This is a genomic window from Streptomyces fungicidicus, assembly GCF_003665435.1.
Taxonomy (GTDB): domain Bacteria; phylum Actinomycetota; class Actinomycetes; order Streptomycetales; family Streptomycetaceae; genus Streptomyces; species Streptomyces fungicidicus.
Genome location: NZ_CP023407.1, coordinates 1,055,219 through 1,070,838 on the forward strand (window position 1 = coordinate 1,055,219; position 15,620 = coordinate 1,070,838).

The 15,620-nt window shown below is 74.9% G+C and carries 14 protein-coding genes; 6 read left to right on the top strand and 8 right to left on the bottom strand.

All coding sequences use genetic code 11. The annotated features are described in order from the left end of the window. Nucleotides 1–11 precede the first annotated feature (11 nt). Together CNQ36_RS04630 and CNQ36_RS04635 are read left to right on the top strand one after the other, a co-directional pair. Nucleotides 12–2,900: a DEAD/DEAH box helicase gene (locus tag CNQ36_RS04630; RefSeq protein ID WP_121545034.1), complete on the top strand. Its 2,889-nt coding sequence runs from the start codon at nt 12–14 to the stop codon at nt 2,898–2,900. Beyond that, entirely contained in the window at nt 2,897–4,168 is a 1,272-nt protein-coding gene (locus CNQ36_RS04635; protein WP_121545035.1) for an SWF or SNF family helicase, read from the top strand. Before CNQ36_RS04630 ends, CNQ36_RS04635 begins: the two co-directional genes overlap by 4 nt. A gap of 19 nt (nt 4,169–4,187) precedes the next feature. Here CNQ36_RS04635 and CNQ36_RS35175 read toward each other — a convergent pair whose 3' ends face one another. Next, nucleotides 4,188–4,415 (bottom strand): hypothetical protein, encoded by a 228-nt coding sequence (locus CNQ36_RS35175; RefSeq protein WP_240659412.1) that lies wholly within the window; start codon nt 4,413–4,415, stop codon nt 4,188–4,190. Nucleotides 4,416–4,736: 321 nt separating this feature from the next. Beyond that, nucleotides 4,737–5,903 (bottom strand): xylose isomerase, encoded by a 1,167-nt coding sequence (xylA, locus tag CNQ36_RS04645; protein WP_121545036.1) that lies wholly within the window; start codon nt 5,901–5,903, stop codon nt 4,737–4,739. A 114-nt stretch (nt 5,904–6,017) separates the two neighbouring features. Between xylA and xylB the strand changes: the two genes are divergently transcribed. The 3 genes from xylB (at nt 6,018) to CNQ36_RS04660 (ending at nt 9,321) form a co-directional block, all read left to right on the top strand. Beyond that, a complete protein-coding gene (xylB, locus tag CNQ36_RS04650) occupies nt 6,018–7,463 on the top strand; it encodes a xylulokinase (RefSeq protein ID WP_121545037.1) in 1,446 nt (481 codons plus the stop codon). A gap of 128 nt (nt 7,464–7,591) precedes the next feature. After that, nucleotides 7,592–8,797 (top strand): ROK family transcriptional regulator, encoded by a 1,206-nt coding sequence (locus CNQ36_RS04655; protein ID WP_121545038.1) that lies wholly within the window; start codon nt 7,592–7,594, stop codon nt 8,795–8,797. A 128-nt stretch (nt 8,798–8,925) separates the two neighbouring features. Beyond that, complete coding sequence (locus CNQ36_RS04660; RefSeq protein WP_121545039.1) at nt 8,926–9,321, top strand: luciferase domain-containing protein; 396 nt, start codon at nt 8,926–8,928, stop codon at nt 9,319–9,321. A gap of 21 nt (nt 9,322–9,342) precedes the next feature. On the opposite strand, the gene CNQ36_RS04665 is transcribed toward CNQ36_RS04660, so the two are convergent. The 6 genes from CNQ36_RS04665 to CNQ36_RS04690 all read right to left on the bottom strand — a co-directional run bounded on the left by CNQ36_RS04665 (nt 9,343) and on the right by CNQ36_RS04690 (nt 14,588). Next, nucleotides 9,343–9,537 (bottom strand): hypothetical protein, encoded by a 195-nt coding sequence (locus tag CNQ36_RS04665; protein WP_004934647.1) that lies wholly within the window; start codon nt 9,535–9,537, stop codon nt 9,343–9,345. A 102-nt stretch (nt 9,538–9,639) separates the two neighbouring features. Further along, nucleotides 9,640–10,503, bottom strand: a complete 864-nt coding sequence (locus CNQ36_RS04670) for a phosphatidylinositol-specific phospholipase C/glycerophosphodiester phosphodiesterase family protein (RefSeq protein WP_121545040.1) — start codon at nt 10,501–10,503, stop codon at nt 9,640–9,642. A gap of 176 nt (nt 10,504–10,679) precedes the next feature. Further along, nucleotides 10,680–11,765 carry an acyl-CoA dehydrogenase family protein gene (locus CNQ36_RS04675; RefSeq protein WP_121545041.1) on the bottom strand — a complete coding sequence of 362 codons (1,086 nt, stop codon included), beginning with the start codon at nt 11,763–11,765 and terminating at the stop codon, nt 10,680–10,682. Beyond that, the gene (locus tag CNQ36_RS04680; protein WP_121545042.1) at nt 11,762–12,943 is read right to left on the bottom strand and encodes an acyl-CoA dehydrogenase family protein; all 1,182 of its coding nucleotides are present in this window, start codon (nt 12,941–12,943) and stop codon (nt 11,762–11,764) included. Before CNQ36_RS04680 ends, CNQ36_RS04675 begins: the two co-directional genes overlap by 4 nt. Then, nucleotides 12,940–13,917, bottom strand: a complete 978-nt coding sequence (locus CNQ36_RS04685) for an NADPH:quinone oxidoreductase family protein (RefSeq protein ID WP_121545043.1) — start codon at nt 13,915–13,917, stop codon at nt 12,940–12,942. Before CNQ36_RS04685 ends, CNQ36_RS04680 begins: the two co-directional genes overlap by 4 nt. Nucleotides 13,918–14,012: 95 nt before the next feature. Then, nucleotides 14,013–14,588 (bottom strand): helix-turn-helix domain-containing protein, encoded by a 576-nt coding sequence (locus tag CNQ36_RS04690; RefSeq protein WP_121545044.1) that lies wholly within the window; start codon nt 14,586–14,588, stop codon nt 14,013–14,015. A 62-nt stretch (nt 14,589–14,650) separates the two neighbouring features. Between CNQ36_RS04690 and CNQ36_RS04695 the strand changes: the two genes are divergently transcribed. Further along, nucleotides 14,651–15,610, top strand: a complete 960-nt coding sequence (locus tag CNQ36_RS04695; RefSeq protein ID WP_050782558.1) for an NAD(P)/FAD-dependent oxidoreductase — start codon at nt 14,651–14,653, stop codon at nt 15,608–15,610. Nucleotides 15,611–15,620 lie beyond the last annotated feature (10 nt).

Sequence of the window (15,620 nt, forward strand, 5' to 3'; positions counted from 1 at the left end):
GAGGACTTGTCATCGCTGCGCAGTCGTCTCCCCCGGCACGCTCCTCCGATCCTTCCGAACTCGCCCACTCGGCGGTCGTCTTCGTACCCGGAGACCCCGCACGCGCCGGTCGCGTCGCGTTCTGGCGGCCGGACGGCTCGGCTCCCCCCGAAGTGGCCGGGGCGGCCGCCGAGGACCTGACCGTCGTCGTTCCCCGCGGCGGCGGGGTCGAGGCGGTGCGGGTGCCCGCCGCCCTGCTGCCCGTGCGTGCCGCGCTGCCGCTCCTCACGCGTGCGCGTGCCGGCGGCGCGGGACACCGGGCCGCCTCGTTCTGGGGCGCCGCCGCCGTGCACGCCCTCCACCTGGTGGCGCGCGGACTGCTGCTGCCGGGACTCTCCGCCGCCGACCACGACGCCTGGCGCGTCGGCCCGCTGGACGCGGCGGACGCCGAAGCGGTCCGCCGGCTGGCCGCCGCGATGCCTCCCGAGGCGCACGCGGTGCCGCTGGACGGCTCCGGGCCGCCGCGCCTGCCCGATCCCGAGCGGCTGCTGCGCGCGTTCCTCGACGCGGTCGCCGACACCCTCCCCCGCTCCCCCGCCGCCCAGCTGGTCACCGGCACGGCGGCCTTCGCGGCACCCGGGCCCCAGCGGCTGCCCGGTCTGCGGACCTGGGCGGCCGGCGTCGCCGCGGGCCACGACGCGGGCGTGCGGCTGTCGCTGCGCATCGAGGTGCACGGACTGGCCGACGCGGCGGACGACCCGGCAGGCAACCCGGCGGACGACCCGGACGTCTCGTTCCGGGCCGTCCTGCAGATGCACGGCGTGCACGACCCCGCCCTCGTCGCGGACGCCGGCGAGGTGTGGGCCGGGGCCGCCGGCGCGGCCTTCGGGCCCGGCGCGCGGATGGACGCGCTGCTCGCGCTGCGCCGAGCGGCGCGGGCCTGGGCGCCACTCGCCCCCTTGCTGTCGGCGGCGGTGCCGGACGCGGTGGACCTGGTGGCGGAGGAGGTCTCCGACCTCCTCGGCGAGGGCGCCCGGGCGCTCGCCGGCGCGGGCGTCGACGTGCACTGGCCCAGGGAACTGGTCCGCGGGCTCACCACCCGCGCGCAGGTCGGCCCCGCCGGCGACGAGTCCGGGCCTGGGCGGGCAGGCTCGGCGGACGGGCCGTCCTTCCTGTCGGCGGACGCGCTGCTCGCCTTCGACTGGTGGTTCGCCCTGGGCGACCGGCGGCTGACGCGCGAGGAGCTGGACCGGCTGGCCGAGGCGAACCGCCCCCTGGTGCGGCTGCACGACCAGTGGGTCCTGGTGGATCCGCGGGAGCTGGCCCGGGCACGGGCCCGCCAGGACCACAAGATCACGCCGGTCGAGGCGCTCGGCGCGGCCCTGACCGGCTCCATGGAGGTCGACGGCAGCCGGATCGAGGTGCGGCCCACCGGATGGCTGGCGGACCTGCGGGACCGGCTCGCGGACCCCGGGGCCCAGGAGCCCGTCGAGCAGCCCGGCGCTCTCGCCGCCACACTGCGGGACTACCAACGGCGGGGCCTGACCTGGCTGGCCCGGACCACCTCCCTGGGTCTTGGCTGCTGCCTCGCCGACGACATGGGGCTCGGCAAGACCATCACCCTGATCGCCCTGCATCTGCACCGCCAGGCCGACCCGGAGTCGGCGGGTCCCACCCTCGTGGTCTGCCCGACCTCCCTGATGGGCAACTGGCAGCGGGAGATCGAACGGTTCGCTCCGGGCACACCGGTGCGCCGCTTCCACGGCACCCGGCGGGCGCTGGACGGCCTGGCAAACGGCGAGTTCGTGCTCACCACGTACGGCACCATGCGCCTGGACGCCGCCCGGCTCGCCGGGGTCCCCTGGGGGCTGGTCGTGGCCGACGAGGCCCAGCACGTGAAGAACCCGTACGCGTCGACCGCCCGTCAGCTGCGTTCCATCGGCGGACGCGCCCGCGTGGCGCTCACCGGCACACCGGTGGAGAACAACCTGTCGGAGCTCTGGGCGATCCTCGACTGGACGACTCCGGGGCTGCTGGGCCGGCTCGGCACCTTCCGCCGGCGGTACGCGAACGCCGTGGAGAGCGGGCAGGACCCGGCCGCGGCGGAACGGCTGGCCCGTCTGGTGGGGCCGTTCCTGCTGCGCCGCCGCAAGTCGGACCCGGGGATCGCGCCCGAGCTGCCGCCCAAGACGGAGACCGATCACGCCGTGTCGCTCACGCCCGAGCAGACGGGGCTGTACGAGGCGGTGGTGCGCGAGGCGCTGGCCGAGATCGCCGGCGCCGACGGCGTCGCGCGCCGCGGACTGATCGTGAAGCTGCTGACCGGCCTGAAGCAGATCTGCAACCACCCGGCGCAGTTCCTCAAGGAGGAGCGGCCGGTGGTCGCCGGACGGTCCGGGAAGCTGGAGCTGCTGGACGAACTGCTCGACACGGTCCTCACCGAGGGCGCCGGGGTGCTGGTGTTCACGCAGTACGTGCGGATGGCGCGGCTGCTGGAACGGCATCTGACCGCCCGGGGCGTACCGGCGCAGTTCCTGCACGGCGGCACGCCGGTCGCCGGGCGGGAGGCGATGGTGCGCCGGTTCCAGGACGGTGGGGTGCCGGTCTTCCTGCTGTCGCTGAAGGCGGCGGGCACGGGGCTGAACCTCACCCGCGCGGAGCACGTCGTGCACTACGACCGCTGGTGGAACCCGGCCGTCGAGGCGCAGGCGACGGACCGCGCGTACCGGATCGGCCAGACCCGGCCGGTGCAGGTGCACCGCATCATCGCCGAGGGGACCGTCGAGGACCGTATCGCCGCCCTCCTGGAGCGCAAGCGTGAACTGGCCGACGCGGTGCTCGGCTCCGGTGAAACGGCGTTCACCGAACTGACGGACGCCGAGCTGGCGGACCTGACCGAGCTGCGAGGGGGACCGCGATGAAGCGGTACGACGATGACGGCGGCGACCTGGAACGCACCTTCGCCGCGCTGCCGCCGGCGCCGGGACGCGGATTCGCGCGGACCTGGTGGGGCACGGCCTGGCTGACGGCGCTGGAGGACACGGCGCTGGACAACGGGCAGCTCAAGGCGGGCCGCAGGCTGGCGCGCGCGGGAGCGGTCGGCGCGGTGTCCGTACGGCCTGGGCGTGTCACCGCGGTCGTACGGGACCGGGACGGCACAACCCACCGCGCGGACGTCCTGCTGCAGGAGCTGTCCGGGGAGCAGTGGGAACGCTTCCTGGCCATGGCCGTCGAGCGGGCCGGGCACGTCGCGGCGCTGCTCGACGGGGAGATGCCGACGCAGCTGGTGGAGGACGCGGAGCCGGCCGGCATCGAACTGCTGCCGGGCATCGGCGACCTGGAGCCGGAGTGCGGCTGCGACGCCTGGGACCACTGCGCCCACACGGCGGCGCTGTGCTACCAGGTGGCCCGGCTGCTGGACGAGGACCCGTTCGTCCTGCTACTGATGCGGGGGCGTGGTGAGCGGGCCCTGCGGGAGGCGCTCCGGACACGGAGCGGGGCGTCCGCCGGGCGGCCGGCCGCGGGTGCGGAGGGCGTGGACGCGGCCGAGGCGTACGCGGCCCGCGACATCCTGCCGTCGCTTCCGGACGCTCCCGCGCTGCCCGCGGAGCCGGGGGTTCCGCCGGTGTGGGACACGGAGGCGGAACCCGGCGCCGGAATCGACCCGGCCGCGCTGGAGTTCCTGGCCGCCCGGACCGCCGTGCGGGCCCACCGCCTGCTGGCGGAGGCGCTCGGGGACGGTCACGGGCGGCAGCCCGTGGAACCGGAAGCGGCCGTCGCGCGGGACGCGGTGCGGCTGGCCGACGGGGAGCCGGGCCGCGCGGTGGCGGACCGGCTCGCCGAGGGCTCGGGGCGGGGCCGGGAAGGACTGGCGGTGGCCGTACGGGCCTGGCGGCACGGTGGTGCGGCGGCGCTCGCGGTGCTCGACGAGGAGTGGACGCCGGACGGCGAGCGCCTGGCACGCGCGCGTGCCGCCCTGGAGTCGGCCTGGGACGGGGACGAACGGCCGGAACTGCGGTACCGGGCCAACCGGTGGACGGTCGTCGGCGCGCCCGCCCAGCTGCGCCTGGGCCGCGACGGCCGCTGGTGGCCCTACCGCGAGGAACGCGGCCGGTGGGTCCCGGCGGGCGGCCCCTCCCGGGATCCGGCGACCGCCCTGGCCTCGGCGACGGGTTCCGCCGGGGAGTGACCGGGGGGCGCCCCGGTCATCAGGGCGGGTCGCCCAGCGAAGGCAGGAGCGACTCCAGGCCGCTCGGGAACCCGGACGGCAGGTCTGTGGGGAAACCGGACGGCAGCCGGCTGGGGAGACCGCCGGGCAGCTCCGAGGGGATGCCCGGCAGCGGAACGGAGCAGCCGCGGGGCGCGGTGGGGCCGCCGGGCTGCCCGTCCGGCGGGCCGTCGTCGCCCGTGACCCTCAGCACGACGACCAGGGACACGGCGGCGACGGCCAGGAACGCGGCGAGCAGGACGAGCGCGCTCCTGCCCCTGCCGGGAGGCCGGGGCGGCGGCGTGTCGCCGTACGGGGGCGGTCCTAAGCTGCCGCCGTCCGGCGGCCGGGGCGGTACGGGTGGCGTGGCCATGCGCACCATGCTCGCCGCGCGCACCGGCCGTCCGCGAGGACGCGGCAGTGAAGTTGATACGGACTCAGGGCACCCGCGCCATGAGTCCGGCGTACCCCGTGCGGAGCGCGCACCGCCGCGCGACCGGGCCGGCCGCGGGATCGCCCCACGGCCGGCCCGGTCGCGTGCCGCCCGGTTTCAGCCCCGGGCGCCCAGCAGGTGGTCCATCGCCAGCTGGTCCAGGCGCTCGAAGGCCATCCCACGGGCCGCCGCCGCGTCGACGTCGAACTCCTCGAAGGCGGACCGGTCGTCGAGCAGGGCCTGCAGACCGTCGGCCGCCGTGGGCCGGGCCAGCTCGTCCAGACGGGACGCGCGCAGCGCCTCCTGCACCTCGGGGTCGGCGCGGAAGGCCGCCGCACGCTCCTTGAGGATCAGGTAGTTGCGCATGCAGCCGGCGGCCGAGGCCCACACCCCGTCGAAGTCCTCGGTCCGCGGCGGCTTGAAGTCGAAGTGCCGCGGGCCGCTGTAGCCGGCCGACTCCAGCAGGTCCACCAGCCAGAACGCGGCCCGCAGGTCGCCCGCGCCGAAGCGGAGGTCCTGGTCGTACTTGATGCCGTTCTGGCCGTTGAGGTCGATGTGGAACAGCTTGCCCGCCCACAGCGCCTGCGCGATGCCGTGCGGGAAGTTCAGCCCGGCCATCTGCTCGTGGCCGACCTCGGGGTTCACGCCGTACAGCTCCGGTCGCTCCAGGCGCTCGATGAACGCCAGGGCGTGGCCGACGGTGGGGAGCAGGATGTCACCGCGCGGCTCGTTCGGCTTGGGCTCGATGGCGAAGCGGATGTCGTAGCCCTGGGAGGTGACGTACTCGCCGAGCAGGTCGAAGGCCTCCTTCATGCGGTCGAGGGCGTCCCGCACGTCCTTGGCGCCACCCGACTCGGCGCCCTCGCGGCCGCCCCAGGCCACATAGGTCTCGGCGCCGAGCTCGACCGCGAGGTCGATGTTGCGGATGGTCTTGCGCAGGGCGTAGCGGCGCACGTCGCGGTCGTTGGCGGTGAAGCCGCCGTCCTTGAACACCGGGTGGGTGAACAGGTTGGTGGTGGCCATCGGCACCTTCATGCCGGTGTCGTCCAGCGCCTGCCGGAACCGCTTGACGTGCTCCTCGCGCTCGCTGTCGCTGGAGCCGAAGGGGATGAGGTCGTCGTCGTGGAACGTGACGCCGTGGGCGCCCAGCTCGGCCAGCCGCCGCACCGACTCGACCGGGTCGAGGGCGCGCCGCGTGGCGTCACCGAAGGGGTCCCGTCCCTGCCAGCCGACGGTCCACAGTCCGAAGGTGAACCTGTCCTCGGGGGTGGGCTGGTAGTTCATGCCGCGGCTCCTTGCTCGCTGAGGCTATTTCGTCATGGCCGTTTACAAATTAGTATGCAGGAGCACTTCTGGGAAGAGACACACCCCGCTGAGCCGCGGAAGAGGGAGAAACCGATGTCAGCAGCCGAGGGTCCGCTCGTCGTCGGCGTGGACACATCCACCCAGTCCACCAAGGCACTGGTCGTCGACGTGGCCACCGGCCGGGTCGTCGCGAGCGGCCAGGCACCGCACACGGTGACCTCGGGGGCGGGCCGGGAGAGTGATCCCCGTCAGTGGTGGGACGCCCTGTGCGAGGCGCTGCGCCAGTGCGGCGAGGCCGCGCACGAGGCCGCCGCGGTGTCGATCGGCGGGCAGCAGCACGGCCTGGTCACCCTGGACGGACACGGGGAGCCGGTCCGCCCGGCGCTGCTGTGGAACGACGTCCGCTCCGCGCCGCAGGGCCACAGGCTGATCGAGGAGCTGGGCGGCGCGAAGTTCTGGGCCGAGCGCACCGGAAGCGTGCCGGCCGCCTCCTTCACGGTCACCAAGTGGGCCTGGCTGGCGGAGCACGAGCCGGAGGCGGTGCGCGCCACCCGGGCGGTGCGCCTCCCCCACGACTACCTCACCGAGCGGCTCACCGGGCAGGGCACGACCGACCGCGGCGACGCCTCCGGCACCGGCTGGTGGGCCTCGGGCACGGAGGCGTACGACGAGGAGATCCTCGCGCACGTGGGCCTCGACCCGGCGCTGCTGCCCCGCGTGGTGCGTCCCGGCGAGGTGGCCGGGACCGTCCGCGACAGCCATGAACTGCCGTTCTCCAAGGGGACCCTGGTGGCGTGCGGCACCGGCGACAACGCCGCCGCCGCGCTGGGCCTCGGGGTGCGTCCGGGCACGCCGGTGATGAGCCTCGGCACCTCGGGCACGGTGTACGCGGTGACGCAGCGCAGGCCCGCCGACCCGACCGGCACGGTGGCGGGCTTCGCCGACGCGCGCGGCGACTGGCTGCCGCTGGCCTGCACGCTCAACTGCACGCTGGCCGTGGACCGGGTCGCCGCCCTGCTGGGCCTGGACCGGGAGGCCGTGGAACCCGGCCATGGCGTGACCCTGCTGCCCTTCCTGGACGGCGAACGCACCCCGAACCTCCCCCGCTCCTCCGGCCTGCTGCACGGGCTGCGCCACGACACCACCGGCGGCCAGCTGCTGCAGGCCGCCTACGACGGCGCCGTGTACTCCCTGCTGGCCGCGCTGGACCTCGTCCTCGACGAGGACGCCGACCCGTCGGCGCCCCTGCTGCTGATCGGCGGCGGCGCCCGGGGCACGGCCTGGCAGCAGACCGTACGGCGGCTGTCGGGGCGGGCCGTGCAGGTGCCCCGGGCCGCCGAACTGGTCGCGCTCGGCGCGGCGGCGCAGGCTGCCGGGCTGCTCACCGGGGAGGACCCCGCCGCGGTCGCCCGCCGCTGGGAGACGGCGGCCGGCCCGGTGCTGGAGGCCGTGGAGCGGGACGAGGAGACGCTGGACAGGCTGGCCGGGGTACTCTCCGACGCGGCCCCGCTGCTGGAGCGCGGCACGGGCGCCGGCTGACGACGCGGGACGGCCCGGGCAGGGGACGCCGGCGGCGTCCGCCGCCCGGGCACGGCAGGCACGGACCGCCGGCACCGAGCCGGCGGACGGCACCAGGACGACCGCGGAGACCGAGGAACGACGGAGGAATGAGCGCACCGCTGCACAAGGCACGCCCGGCCGGTCCGGGACGCGCGCTGCCCGACACCCAGCAGGGCATGCGCCGCCGCAACCTCTCCCGGGTGATGCACGCCGTCAGCGCCGAGGGGCCGCTGTCCCGGGCGGCGATCGCCTCGCGCATCGGTCTGACCCGCGCCGCGGTGTCCACCCTGGTCGACGAGCTCATCCGCTCCGGCCTCCTGGAGGAACTGGGCCCCGAGCGGCCCGGGCGGGTGGGCCGGCCCGGCTCGGCGCTCGCCGTCAGCGGGAGCGGCCCGGCGGGGATCGGCGCCGAGGTCGGCGTCGACCATCTCGCGGTCTGCGCGGTCGATCTGCGCGGACGGGTACGGTCGCGGGCGGTGCGGCACGTCGCCAACCGGGGCCGCTCCGCCGGGCCGGTACTCGCGCAGCTCACCGCGATGACCGAACGGGTCGTCGCCGAGGCGGAGGCCGAGGGCCTGTGGCCGGCGGGGCTCGCCGTCGCCGTGCCCGGCCTGGTCGCGCGCGACGCCCGGACCGTCGTACGCGCCCCGAACCTCGGCTGGCACGACACCGACCTGGGCGAGCTGCTGCCCGGTCTGCCGCTCACCGTGGCCAACGAGGCCAACTTCGGCGCCCTCGCCGAACTGTGGCTCGGGGAGGACACCCCGCGCGACTTCCTCCATGTGTCCGCCGAGATCGGCATCGGCGCCGCGGTCGTCGTGGACGGCCGGCTGCTGCACGGCAACCGTGGCTTCGCGGGCGAGCTGGGCCATGTACCGGTGTGGCCCGACGGCCCCGAGTGCGCCTGCGGCGGCCGGGGCTGTCTGGAGCAGTACGCCGGCGAGGAAGCGGTGCTGCGCGCGGCCGGACTGGAGCCGGGCGAGGACCGCGTCGGCCTCCTCGCGGGCCGCGCCGAGCAGGGCGACGCACGCGTACGACGCGCCCTGGAGGACGCGGGTACGGCCCTCGGGATCGCGCTGACCGGGGCGGTCAATCTGCTGGACCCCGAGAGCGTGGTGCTGGGCGGAGCCCTGTCCGGGCTCGCGCCCTGGCTGCTTCCGGCGCTCCGCTCCGAACTGGCCCGCCGCACCGCGGGACCGCCCTGCCCCGTGTCCGTGTCGCCGCTGGGCCCCGAAGGCCCGCTGCTGGGCGCGGCGCACTCGGTGGTGCGCGGGGTCCTGGACGATCCCGCGGCGGTGGCCGAGCGGGCCTGACCCGGCGGGCCGCGGGAGCCGGGCGGGTGGCGCCCGGCCGGGGTTCCCGGCGGCTTCACCACCTCACCACTCGATTACGAATCGCCCAACTTCTGGTGGCTGGACGTTGAGCAGGCAACGATGGGGGCATGACACCGGCGCAGCGAGCCATGGAGCGACTGCTCACGTGGCCCGATCTCACGGCCTGTCCGGCGGGCTGCGGCACGGGGCAGGCGCTCCGTACCGCCCGTGACGAGATCGTCCACTTCCACTCCGCCCGGGACGTGGACCTCCACCTCACCCAACGCGCCATCCAGCGCTTCCACTACGACCTGGGCGGGTCGAGCGCCATACAGCTCGTCCCGGGCTCGTGCTGGGTGACGGTCCATCTGGACTGCGCCACGGACGCGGACCTGCTGCTGAGCCTCGTGAGCGTGGCGCTCAAGGCCCATCAGAACCGGCCCCCGTCCGCGGCGCCCGCCGCGGCGGGGTGCAACTTCCACCGCGTCACGGTGCTGCCGCGGGACGCGGTGGCCGACCGCTGAACCGCGCCGCGCGCGGTGGCCTCACGGCCGCAGACTGCCGACGATGTCGGCGGTCGCCGTGAGGCCGCTGTGGATCGTGGGCGCGATGCTGGTGCTGGCCAGGTAGAAGCCGAGCAGCAGACAGACCAGCGCGTGGGAGATCTTCAGCCCGCCGTTGCGCAGGAAGATCACCGCAAGGACCGAGAGCAGCAGCACCACAGAGATGGAAATGGCCATCGTCAACCTCCTCCGCCACATCCGTTTCGCGGCGTTCGGCCGCAAGTGTGGCGTAGCGGAGGGTTCGTCCGGGCGGCTGACCTGTCCTCCGAACGTGTGGTGTCACGCCCTCCGGTGGGCGTCGAGGAAGGACGCGAGTCCCGCCAGGTCGTCGGTGTTGAGGTGGTCGACGCCGGCCGTCACCAGTTCGCCCCAGAGCGCGTCGCGGTCGGGCCCCGGCAGGTCGGGGGTGGCCCAGAACCGCACCCGCTGCCCGCGCGCGTGGGCGGTATCCACGATGCCGCGCAGTTTCCGGCGTTCGGCGTCGGGGAAGGCCCCGACGCCCCGCCAGGTGAAGTGGAGGGTCCAGTTGTCGCTGAGGAGCGGGACGAAGGAGGCCGGGGCCGTGCTTCCGAGGTCGGTGAGCCGGCCGTCGTAGAAGGCGCGGCGCACCCGCTGGGCCTCCATGGGCGCACGGGCCGCGCGGTCGCCCGAGACCACGGCGGTGACCGGACCCGGCAGCACCCTGCCGTGCGCGTAGGTGGTGAACAGGCTTCGGTATCGGCCCAGTTGGCGGTCGAGTTCCAGGTAGGTGGAGACGCCCTCCGTCTTGATGTCGATCAGCAGCTGGAGCGGCCGGCGGTGTCCGCGGTACACGGAGCCGTGGTGGGCGCGGACCCGCGCGGCGAGCGGGCCGAGGTAGAGGGACTCGAGGGTGCGGGAGGGGTCGAGGTCCTCGGGGTCGTGGGCCACCAGGAGTTGGCCGCCGACGAGGTAGATGTCGGCCTCGACGCTGCCGAAGCGGTGGTCGAGGGCGTCGAGGAGGGGACGGGGGTGCTCGTAGTCGTTGTGGGCGTGGGCGCGCCACAACGGGCTCGGGCGGTGCCTGCGTTCGCCGGCCAGCGCCTGGGTCGCGGGGAGGGCGACGGAACCGGCAAGGGCGGCGCCGAGGGTGGTGAGGGCTCTGCGACGGGTGGTGAGGGCCATGCGCTGCCTCCCTGGAGATGCCGTACGGGACGTCAGTGAGTATGAGGTCCGTGGGGGCCAAGGAGCAGGGGCGTGCGGGGAGTTGGCTGATCCGCCGTCGGGCGTTCACCTCACCGGAGCAGGGCGCGCGAGGAAGCCCGCCCCGGTGGGGCGGGCTTCCTCCGTGGTCCGGCCGCTCAGGGTGCGCGCAGGTCGACCAGCTCGGCCAGCGCCTCGCGGTGGGCGCCCGCCGTGCCGAGGGCGATGGAGTTCGCCTTGGCGCGCTTGAGGTGGAGGTGGACCGGGTGCTCCCAGGTCATGCCGATGCCGCCGTGCAGTTGCAGTGCCTCCTCGGCGGCCCGGACCGCGACGGGCGCGGCACAGGCCTGGGCGACGGCCACCGCCACGTCGGTGTCCTCCCCGGTGGCGAGCGCGTCGGCGGCGTTGCGGGCGGCGGCGCGGAGGCCGACGGCGTCCAGCCACAGCTGGGCGAGCCGGTGCTTGAGGGCCTGGAAGCCGCCGACGGGGCGGTTGAACTGCTTGCGGTCCTTCAGGTAGCGGACGGTCTCCGTCAACGACCATTCGGCGGAGCCGAGTTGCTCCGAGGCGAGCAGTCCGGCCCCGGTCCGCAGGGCCCTGCGCACGGCGGTTCCGGCGTCGCCCAGCCTGCGCCCCGGCGCGCCGTCCAGGGCCACCCGGGCCACCGGACGGGTCAGGTCCAGGGACACCTGGGGGGTGACGGTGACCGCGCCGGCCTCCACGGCGTACAGCCCGCCGTCGTCGGCCGGCACCAGCAGGAGACCGGCGACGGCGGCGTCCGCGATGCCGGACAGCTCCCCGTGCAGCACGCCGCCCTCCGCCCGCACGGTGGCGTACGCGGCGCCGGGGGCGGTGTGCAGGCCGACGGCGAGGGCGCCGATCTCACGCCCGGACGCCAGCCCGGCGAGCAGGTCGCCGCCGTCCCGGCAGGCCAGCAGCGCCTCGGTGGCGATCACCGCACTCGTCAGATAGGGCACGGGAGCGACCGCGCGGCCCAACTCCTCGAGTACGACGGCGGCTTCGCGATGGGTTGCGCCCTGGCCGCCCCTGTCCTCGGGCACCAGCAGCCCGGCCAGGCCCATGCCGTCGGCGAGCGCCTTCCACAGGGACAGGTCGTGCGGGGCGTCGGACTCGGAGCGGGCGATCACGCCCGCGGCGTCGCAGTGGTCGGTGAGCAGGTCCCGGACGGCGGCGCGCAGCGCCTCTTCCTCCTCCGAGTACAGCAGGTCCGGCTGGGTGCTCATCGGGCCAGGTCCTTCCATGCGACGTCCTTGTCGGTGCGCGGCTCGGCGGGCAGGCCCAGGACGCGCTCGGCGACGATGTTCAGCAGGACTTCGCTGGTCCCGCCCTCGATGCTGTTGCCCTTGGAGCGGAGGTAGCGGTAGCCGGCGTCGCGGCCGGTGAAGTCGACCAGTTCGGGGCGACGCATGGTCCAGTCGTCGTACAGCAGGCCCTCCTCGCCGCGGAGTTCCACCTCGAGGCCGCTGATCTCCTGGTTGAGCCGGGCGAAGGCCAGCTTCATGCCGGCGCCCTCGGGGCCGGGCTGTCCCGCGACGAGCTGCTGGCGCAAACGTTCGCCGGTGAGCCGGGCCACCTCGGCCTCGACCCAGAGCTTGAGCAGCCGCTGGTGCAGGTCGTGGGTGCGCAGTGCGGGGCGCTCGCGCCAGGTCTTCGCGACCGGGCCGATCATGCCGCCCTCGCGGGGCAGCCGCATGCCGCCGATGGCGACGCGCTCGTTGTTCAGGGTGGTCTGCGCTACCCGCCAGCCGTCGCCGACCTCGCCGAAGCGGCGGGAGTCGGGGATGCGGACTCCGGTGAGGAACACCTCGTTGAACTCGGCCTCGCCGGTGATCTGGCGCAGCGGCCGCACCTCGACCCCGGGATCGGTCATGTCGCAGACGAAGTAGGTGATGCCCCGGTGCTTGGGGACCTCCGGGTCGGTGCGGGCGATGAGGATGGCCCAGCGGGCGAGGTGGGCGCTGGACGTCCACACCTTCTGCCCGTCGACCACCCAGTCGTCGCCTTCGCGGACGGCGCGGGTGCCGAGCGCGGCCAGGTCCGATCCGGCGCCCGGCTCGCTGAAGAGCTGGCACCAGACCTCCTCGCCGGTCCACAGGGGCCGCAGGAAGCGCCGCTTCTGCTCCTCCGTGCCGTACTGGAGGATCGTCGGCGCGGCCATGCCCAGGCCGATCCCGATGCGGCGCGGGTCGTTGTCGGGTGCCCCCGCGGCGGCCAGTTCGGCGTCCACGACGGCCTGCAGGGAGCGCGGGGCGCCGAGCCCGCCGAGCCCCTCGGGGAAGTGCACCCAGGCGAGTCCGGCGTCGAAGCGGGCGCGCAGGAAGTCCAGGCGCTCCGTGCCGGCGGGCGGCCGGGCGGCCAGCAGCTCCTGGGTGCGGCGGCGCATTTCGGTGGCGTCGGTCATGCGGCGGCTCCGTTCTCCGGCGAGGGCAGCACGGCGACGCGTCCGGTGGTGACGCCGTCCACGACCCGCTGCACGGCGTCGGCGGCCCCGGCGAGCGGCACACGCTCGCTCACCAGCGGCTTGATCGCGCCGCGCGCGGCGAGTTCGGTGAGCCGCTCGTGGCAGTGCTGGACCAGCTTCGGGTTCCTGGTGTTGTAGAGGCCCCAGTGCAGGCCGAGGATCGCGTAGTTCTTCACGAGCGCGTGGTTCAGGGCGGGGCTCGGGATGGACCCGCTCGCGAAGCCGACGACGACGATCCGTCCCTCGAAGGCGACGGCCTTGGCGGACTGTGCGTAGGCCTGGCCGCCGACCGGGTCGTAGATCACGTCGGCGCCCCGGCCGCCGGTGGCCTCCTTGACGGCGGCCACGACGTCCTGTTCGCGCCGGTCGATCACCACGTCGCAGCCCAGTTCGCGGGCGACGGACGCCTTCGCGGCGCCGCCGACGACGCCGATGACGGTGGCGCCGGCCGCCTTGCCGAGCTGCACGGCCGCGCTGCCGACGCCTCCGGCGGCGGCATGAACCAGCAGGGTCTCCCCGGCCTCCAGACCGGCCCGGCGGTGCAGGCCGAACCAGCCTGTCTGGTAGCCGATGTGCAGGGCCGCGGCCGCGGCGTCGTCCAGCGCCTCCGGCGCGGGAAGCAGGGCGGCGGCGTCCGCGACGGCGTACTCGGCGAAACCGCCGTACGGCAGCGCGGGGTTGGCGATCACGCGGCGCCCGTCCTCGGTCTCGCCGCAGATCTCCACGCCCGGGGTGAACGGGAGCGGCGGCCTGACCTGGTACTGGCCGCGGCACATCAGCGCGTCCGGGAAGTTGATGTTCGCGGCGCGCACCTTCAGCAGGACCTGCCCGTCGGCGGGTACCGGCCGCGCCGCCTCCGTCAGGCGCATCACCTCGCCCGGCTCGCCGAGCTCGTGCACTTGCCATGCCTGCATGCGGGGCCTCCACGGGGCTGTGAACGTCGTGTTCGCCTGACCGGGTCCACCGCATACTAAGCGGTCGCTTGCCCGTGAGGGAACCGTCTCGTCCGTCACGCCCGCCTGGGCCGCGCCCGCACGTGCATCCGCTCCCCCTGCGGACCGAACAGGCTGAGGAACTCCACCGGCCCCTCCCCCGTCGACCCGAACCAGTGCGGCACGCGCGTGTCGAACTCGGCCGCCTCCCCCGCCGCCAGCACCACATCGTGCTCGCCGAGCACCAGCCGCAGCTTCCCGGACAGCACGTACACCCACTCGTAGCCCTCATGGGTGCGCGGCTCGGGCTCCAGCTTCCGCTTCGGTTCCAGCACCTTGTACGCCTGGAGGCCGCCGGGCTGGCGGGTGAGCGGCCAGTGGGTGCGGCCGTGGCGGCGGATCGGCTCGGAGGCCCGGATGCGCGGATCGCCGACCGGCGGCGCGCCGACCAGCTCGTCCAGCGGCACCTGGTGGGCCTGCGCGATCGGCAGCAGCAGTTCCAGACTGGGTTTGCGCAGGCCGGACTCCAGCCGGGAGAGGGTACTCACGGAGATGCCGGTCGCCTCGGACAGCGCCGCGAGGGTCACCTCCCGCTCCTTCCTGATCCTCCGCAGCCGGGGGCCCACTTCCGCGAGAACATCGTCGGTAGTCATACCGGTATTGCAGGATCGGCAAAGTTGTTTGTCAATACGGCAGCCTCCGGGCGACTGTCGTGATGGAGGTGGTCAAGATGAACGAGACTTTCGGAGAAGAGACGTACGACGTGGTCGTCGTCGGCGGCGGGGCGGCCGGCCTGTCCGCCGCGCTGGTGCTCGGCCGGGCCCGGCAGCGCACCCTCGTCGTCGACGCGGGCGAGCCGCGCAACGCGCCCTCGTCCCACATGCAGGGGTACCTGACCCGGGACGGGATGGCGCCGGCCGAGTTCCTGGCGCTCGGCCGGGAGGAGATCGCGCGCTACGGCGTGCGGCTCGTCCGGGACCGGGTCACGGACGTCACCCGGGACGGGGACTTCACCGTCGCGCTCGACGCGGGACGGACCGTGCGCGCCCGCCGGCTGGTCGTCGCGACGGGGCTGAGGGACGAATTGCCGGCGGTCCCCGGGGTCGCCGAGCGGTTCGGGCGGGACGTGCTGCACTGCCCGTTCTGCCACGGCTGGGAGGTGCGCGACCAGCCGTTCGGCGTGCTCGCGTCGAGCGCGATGAGCGTGCACCAGGCGCTGATGGTCTCCCAGTGGTCCAAGGACGTCACCCTGTTCCTGCACCGGGTCGCCGAGGAGGAGCTGTCCGAGGAGGACCTGCGCCGGCTGGCGGCCGCGGGGGTCGGCGTGGTGCCCGGTGAGGTCGCGGCCCTGGAGATCGAGGACGACCGGCTCACCGGGGTACGTCTCGCCGACGGCACCGCCCACACCCGCTCGGTGCTGTTCGTCGCCCCGCGCCCGGTGCCCCGGACGGGCCTGCTGGAGCGGCTGGGCGCCGAGCTGACCGAGACCCCGTTCGGCGCGTACCCGGTCGTCGACCCGACCGGGCTGACCACGGTGCCCGGGGTCTGGGCGGCGGGCAACGCGATCGGCTTCGCCGAGCAGGTGGTGCACGCGGCGAGCGGCGGCTACCGGGCGGCGGCCGCGATCGTCGGGGACCTGCTGATGAGCGACCTGGACGCCGCGGTGACCGGATAGCCGCCGGGCG

Excerpts from the sequence above, each read along its gene's own strand:
- CNQ36_RS04665 (WP_004934647.1), bottom strand. The coding sequence starts at position 9,537 with ATGGCCATTTCCATCTCTGTGGTGCTGCTGCTCTCGGTCCTTGCGGTG.
- xylB (WP_121545037.1), top strand. The coding sequence starts at position 6,018 with ATGTCAGCAGCCGAGGGTCCGCTCGTCGTCGGCGTGGACACATCCACC.
- CNQ36_RS04680 (WP_121545042.1), bottom strand. The coding sequence starts at position 12,943 with ATGACCGACGCCACCGAAATGCGCCGCCGCACCCAGGAGCTGCTGGCC.
- CNQ36_RS04685 (WP_121545043.1), bottom strand. The coding sequence starts at position 13,917 with ATGCAGGCATGGCAAGTGCACGAGCTCGGCGAGCCGGGCGAGGTGATG.
- CNQ36_RS04670 (WP_121545040.1), bottom strand. The coding sequence starts at position 10,503 with ATGGCCCTCACCACCCGTCGCAGAGCCCTCACCACCCTCGGCGCCGCC.
- CNQ36_RS04695 (WP_050782558.1), top strand. The coding sequence starts at position 14,651 with ATGGAGGTGGTCAAGATGAACGAGACTTTCGGAGAAGAGACGTACGAC.
- CNQ36_RS04655 (WP_121545038.1), top strand. The coding sequence starts at position 7,592 with ATGAGCGCACCGCTGCACAAGGCACGCCCGGCCGGTCCGGGACGCGCG.
- CNQ36_RS04635 (WP_121545035.1), top strand. The coding sequence starts at position 2,897 with ATGAAGCGGTACGACGATGACGGCGGCGACCTGGAACGCACCTTCGCC.
- CNQ36_RS04690 (WP_121545044.1), bottom strand. The coding sequence starts at position 14,588 with ATGACTACCGACGATGTTCTCGCGGAAGTGGGCCCCCGGCTGCGGAGG.
- CNQ36_RS04660 (WP_121545039.1), top strand. The coding sequence starts at position 8,926 with ATGACACCGGCGCAGCGAGCCATGGAGCGACTGCTCACGTGGCCCGAT.
- CNQ36_RS04675 (WP_121545041.1), bottom strand. The coding sequence starts at position 11,765 with ATGAGCACCCAGCCGGACCTGCTGTACTCGGAGGAGGAAGAGGCGCTG.
- xylA (WP_121545036.1), bottom strand. The coding sequence starts at position 5,903 with ATGAACTACCAGCCCACCCCCGAGGACAGGTTCACCTTCGGACTGTGG.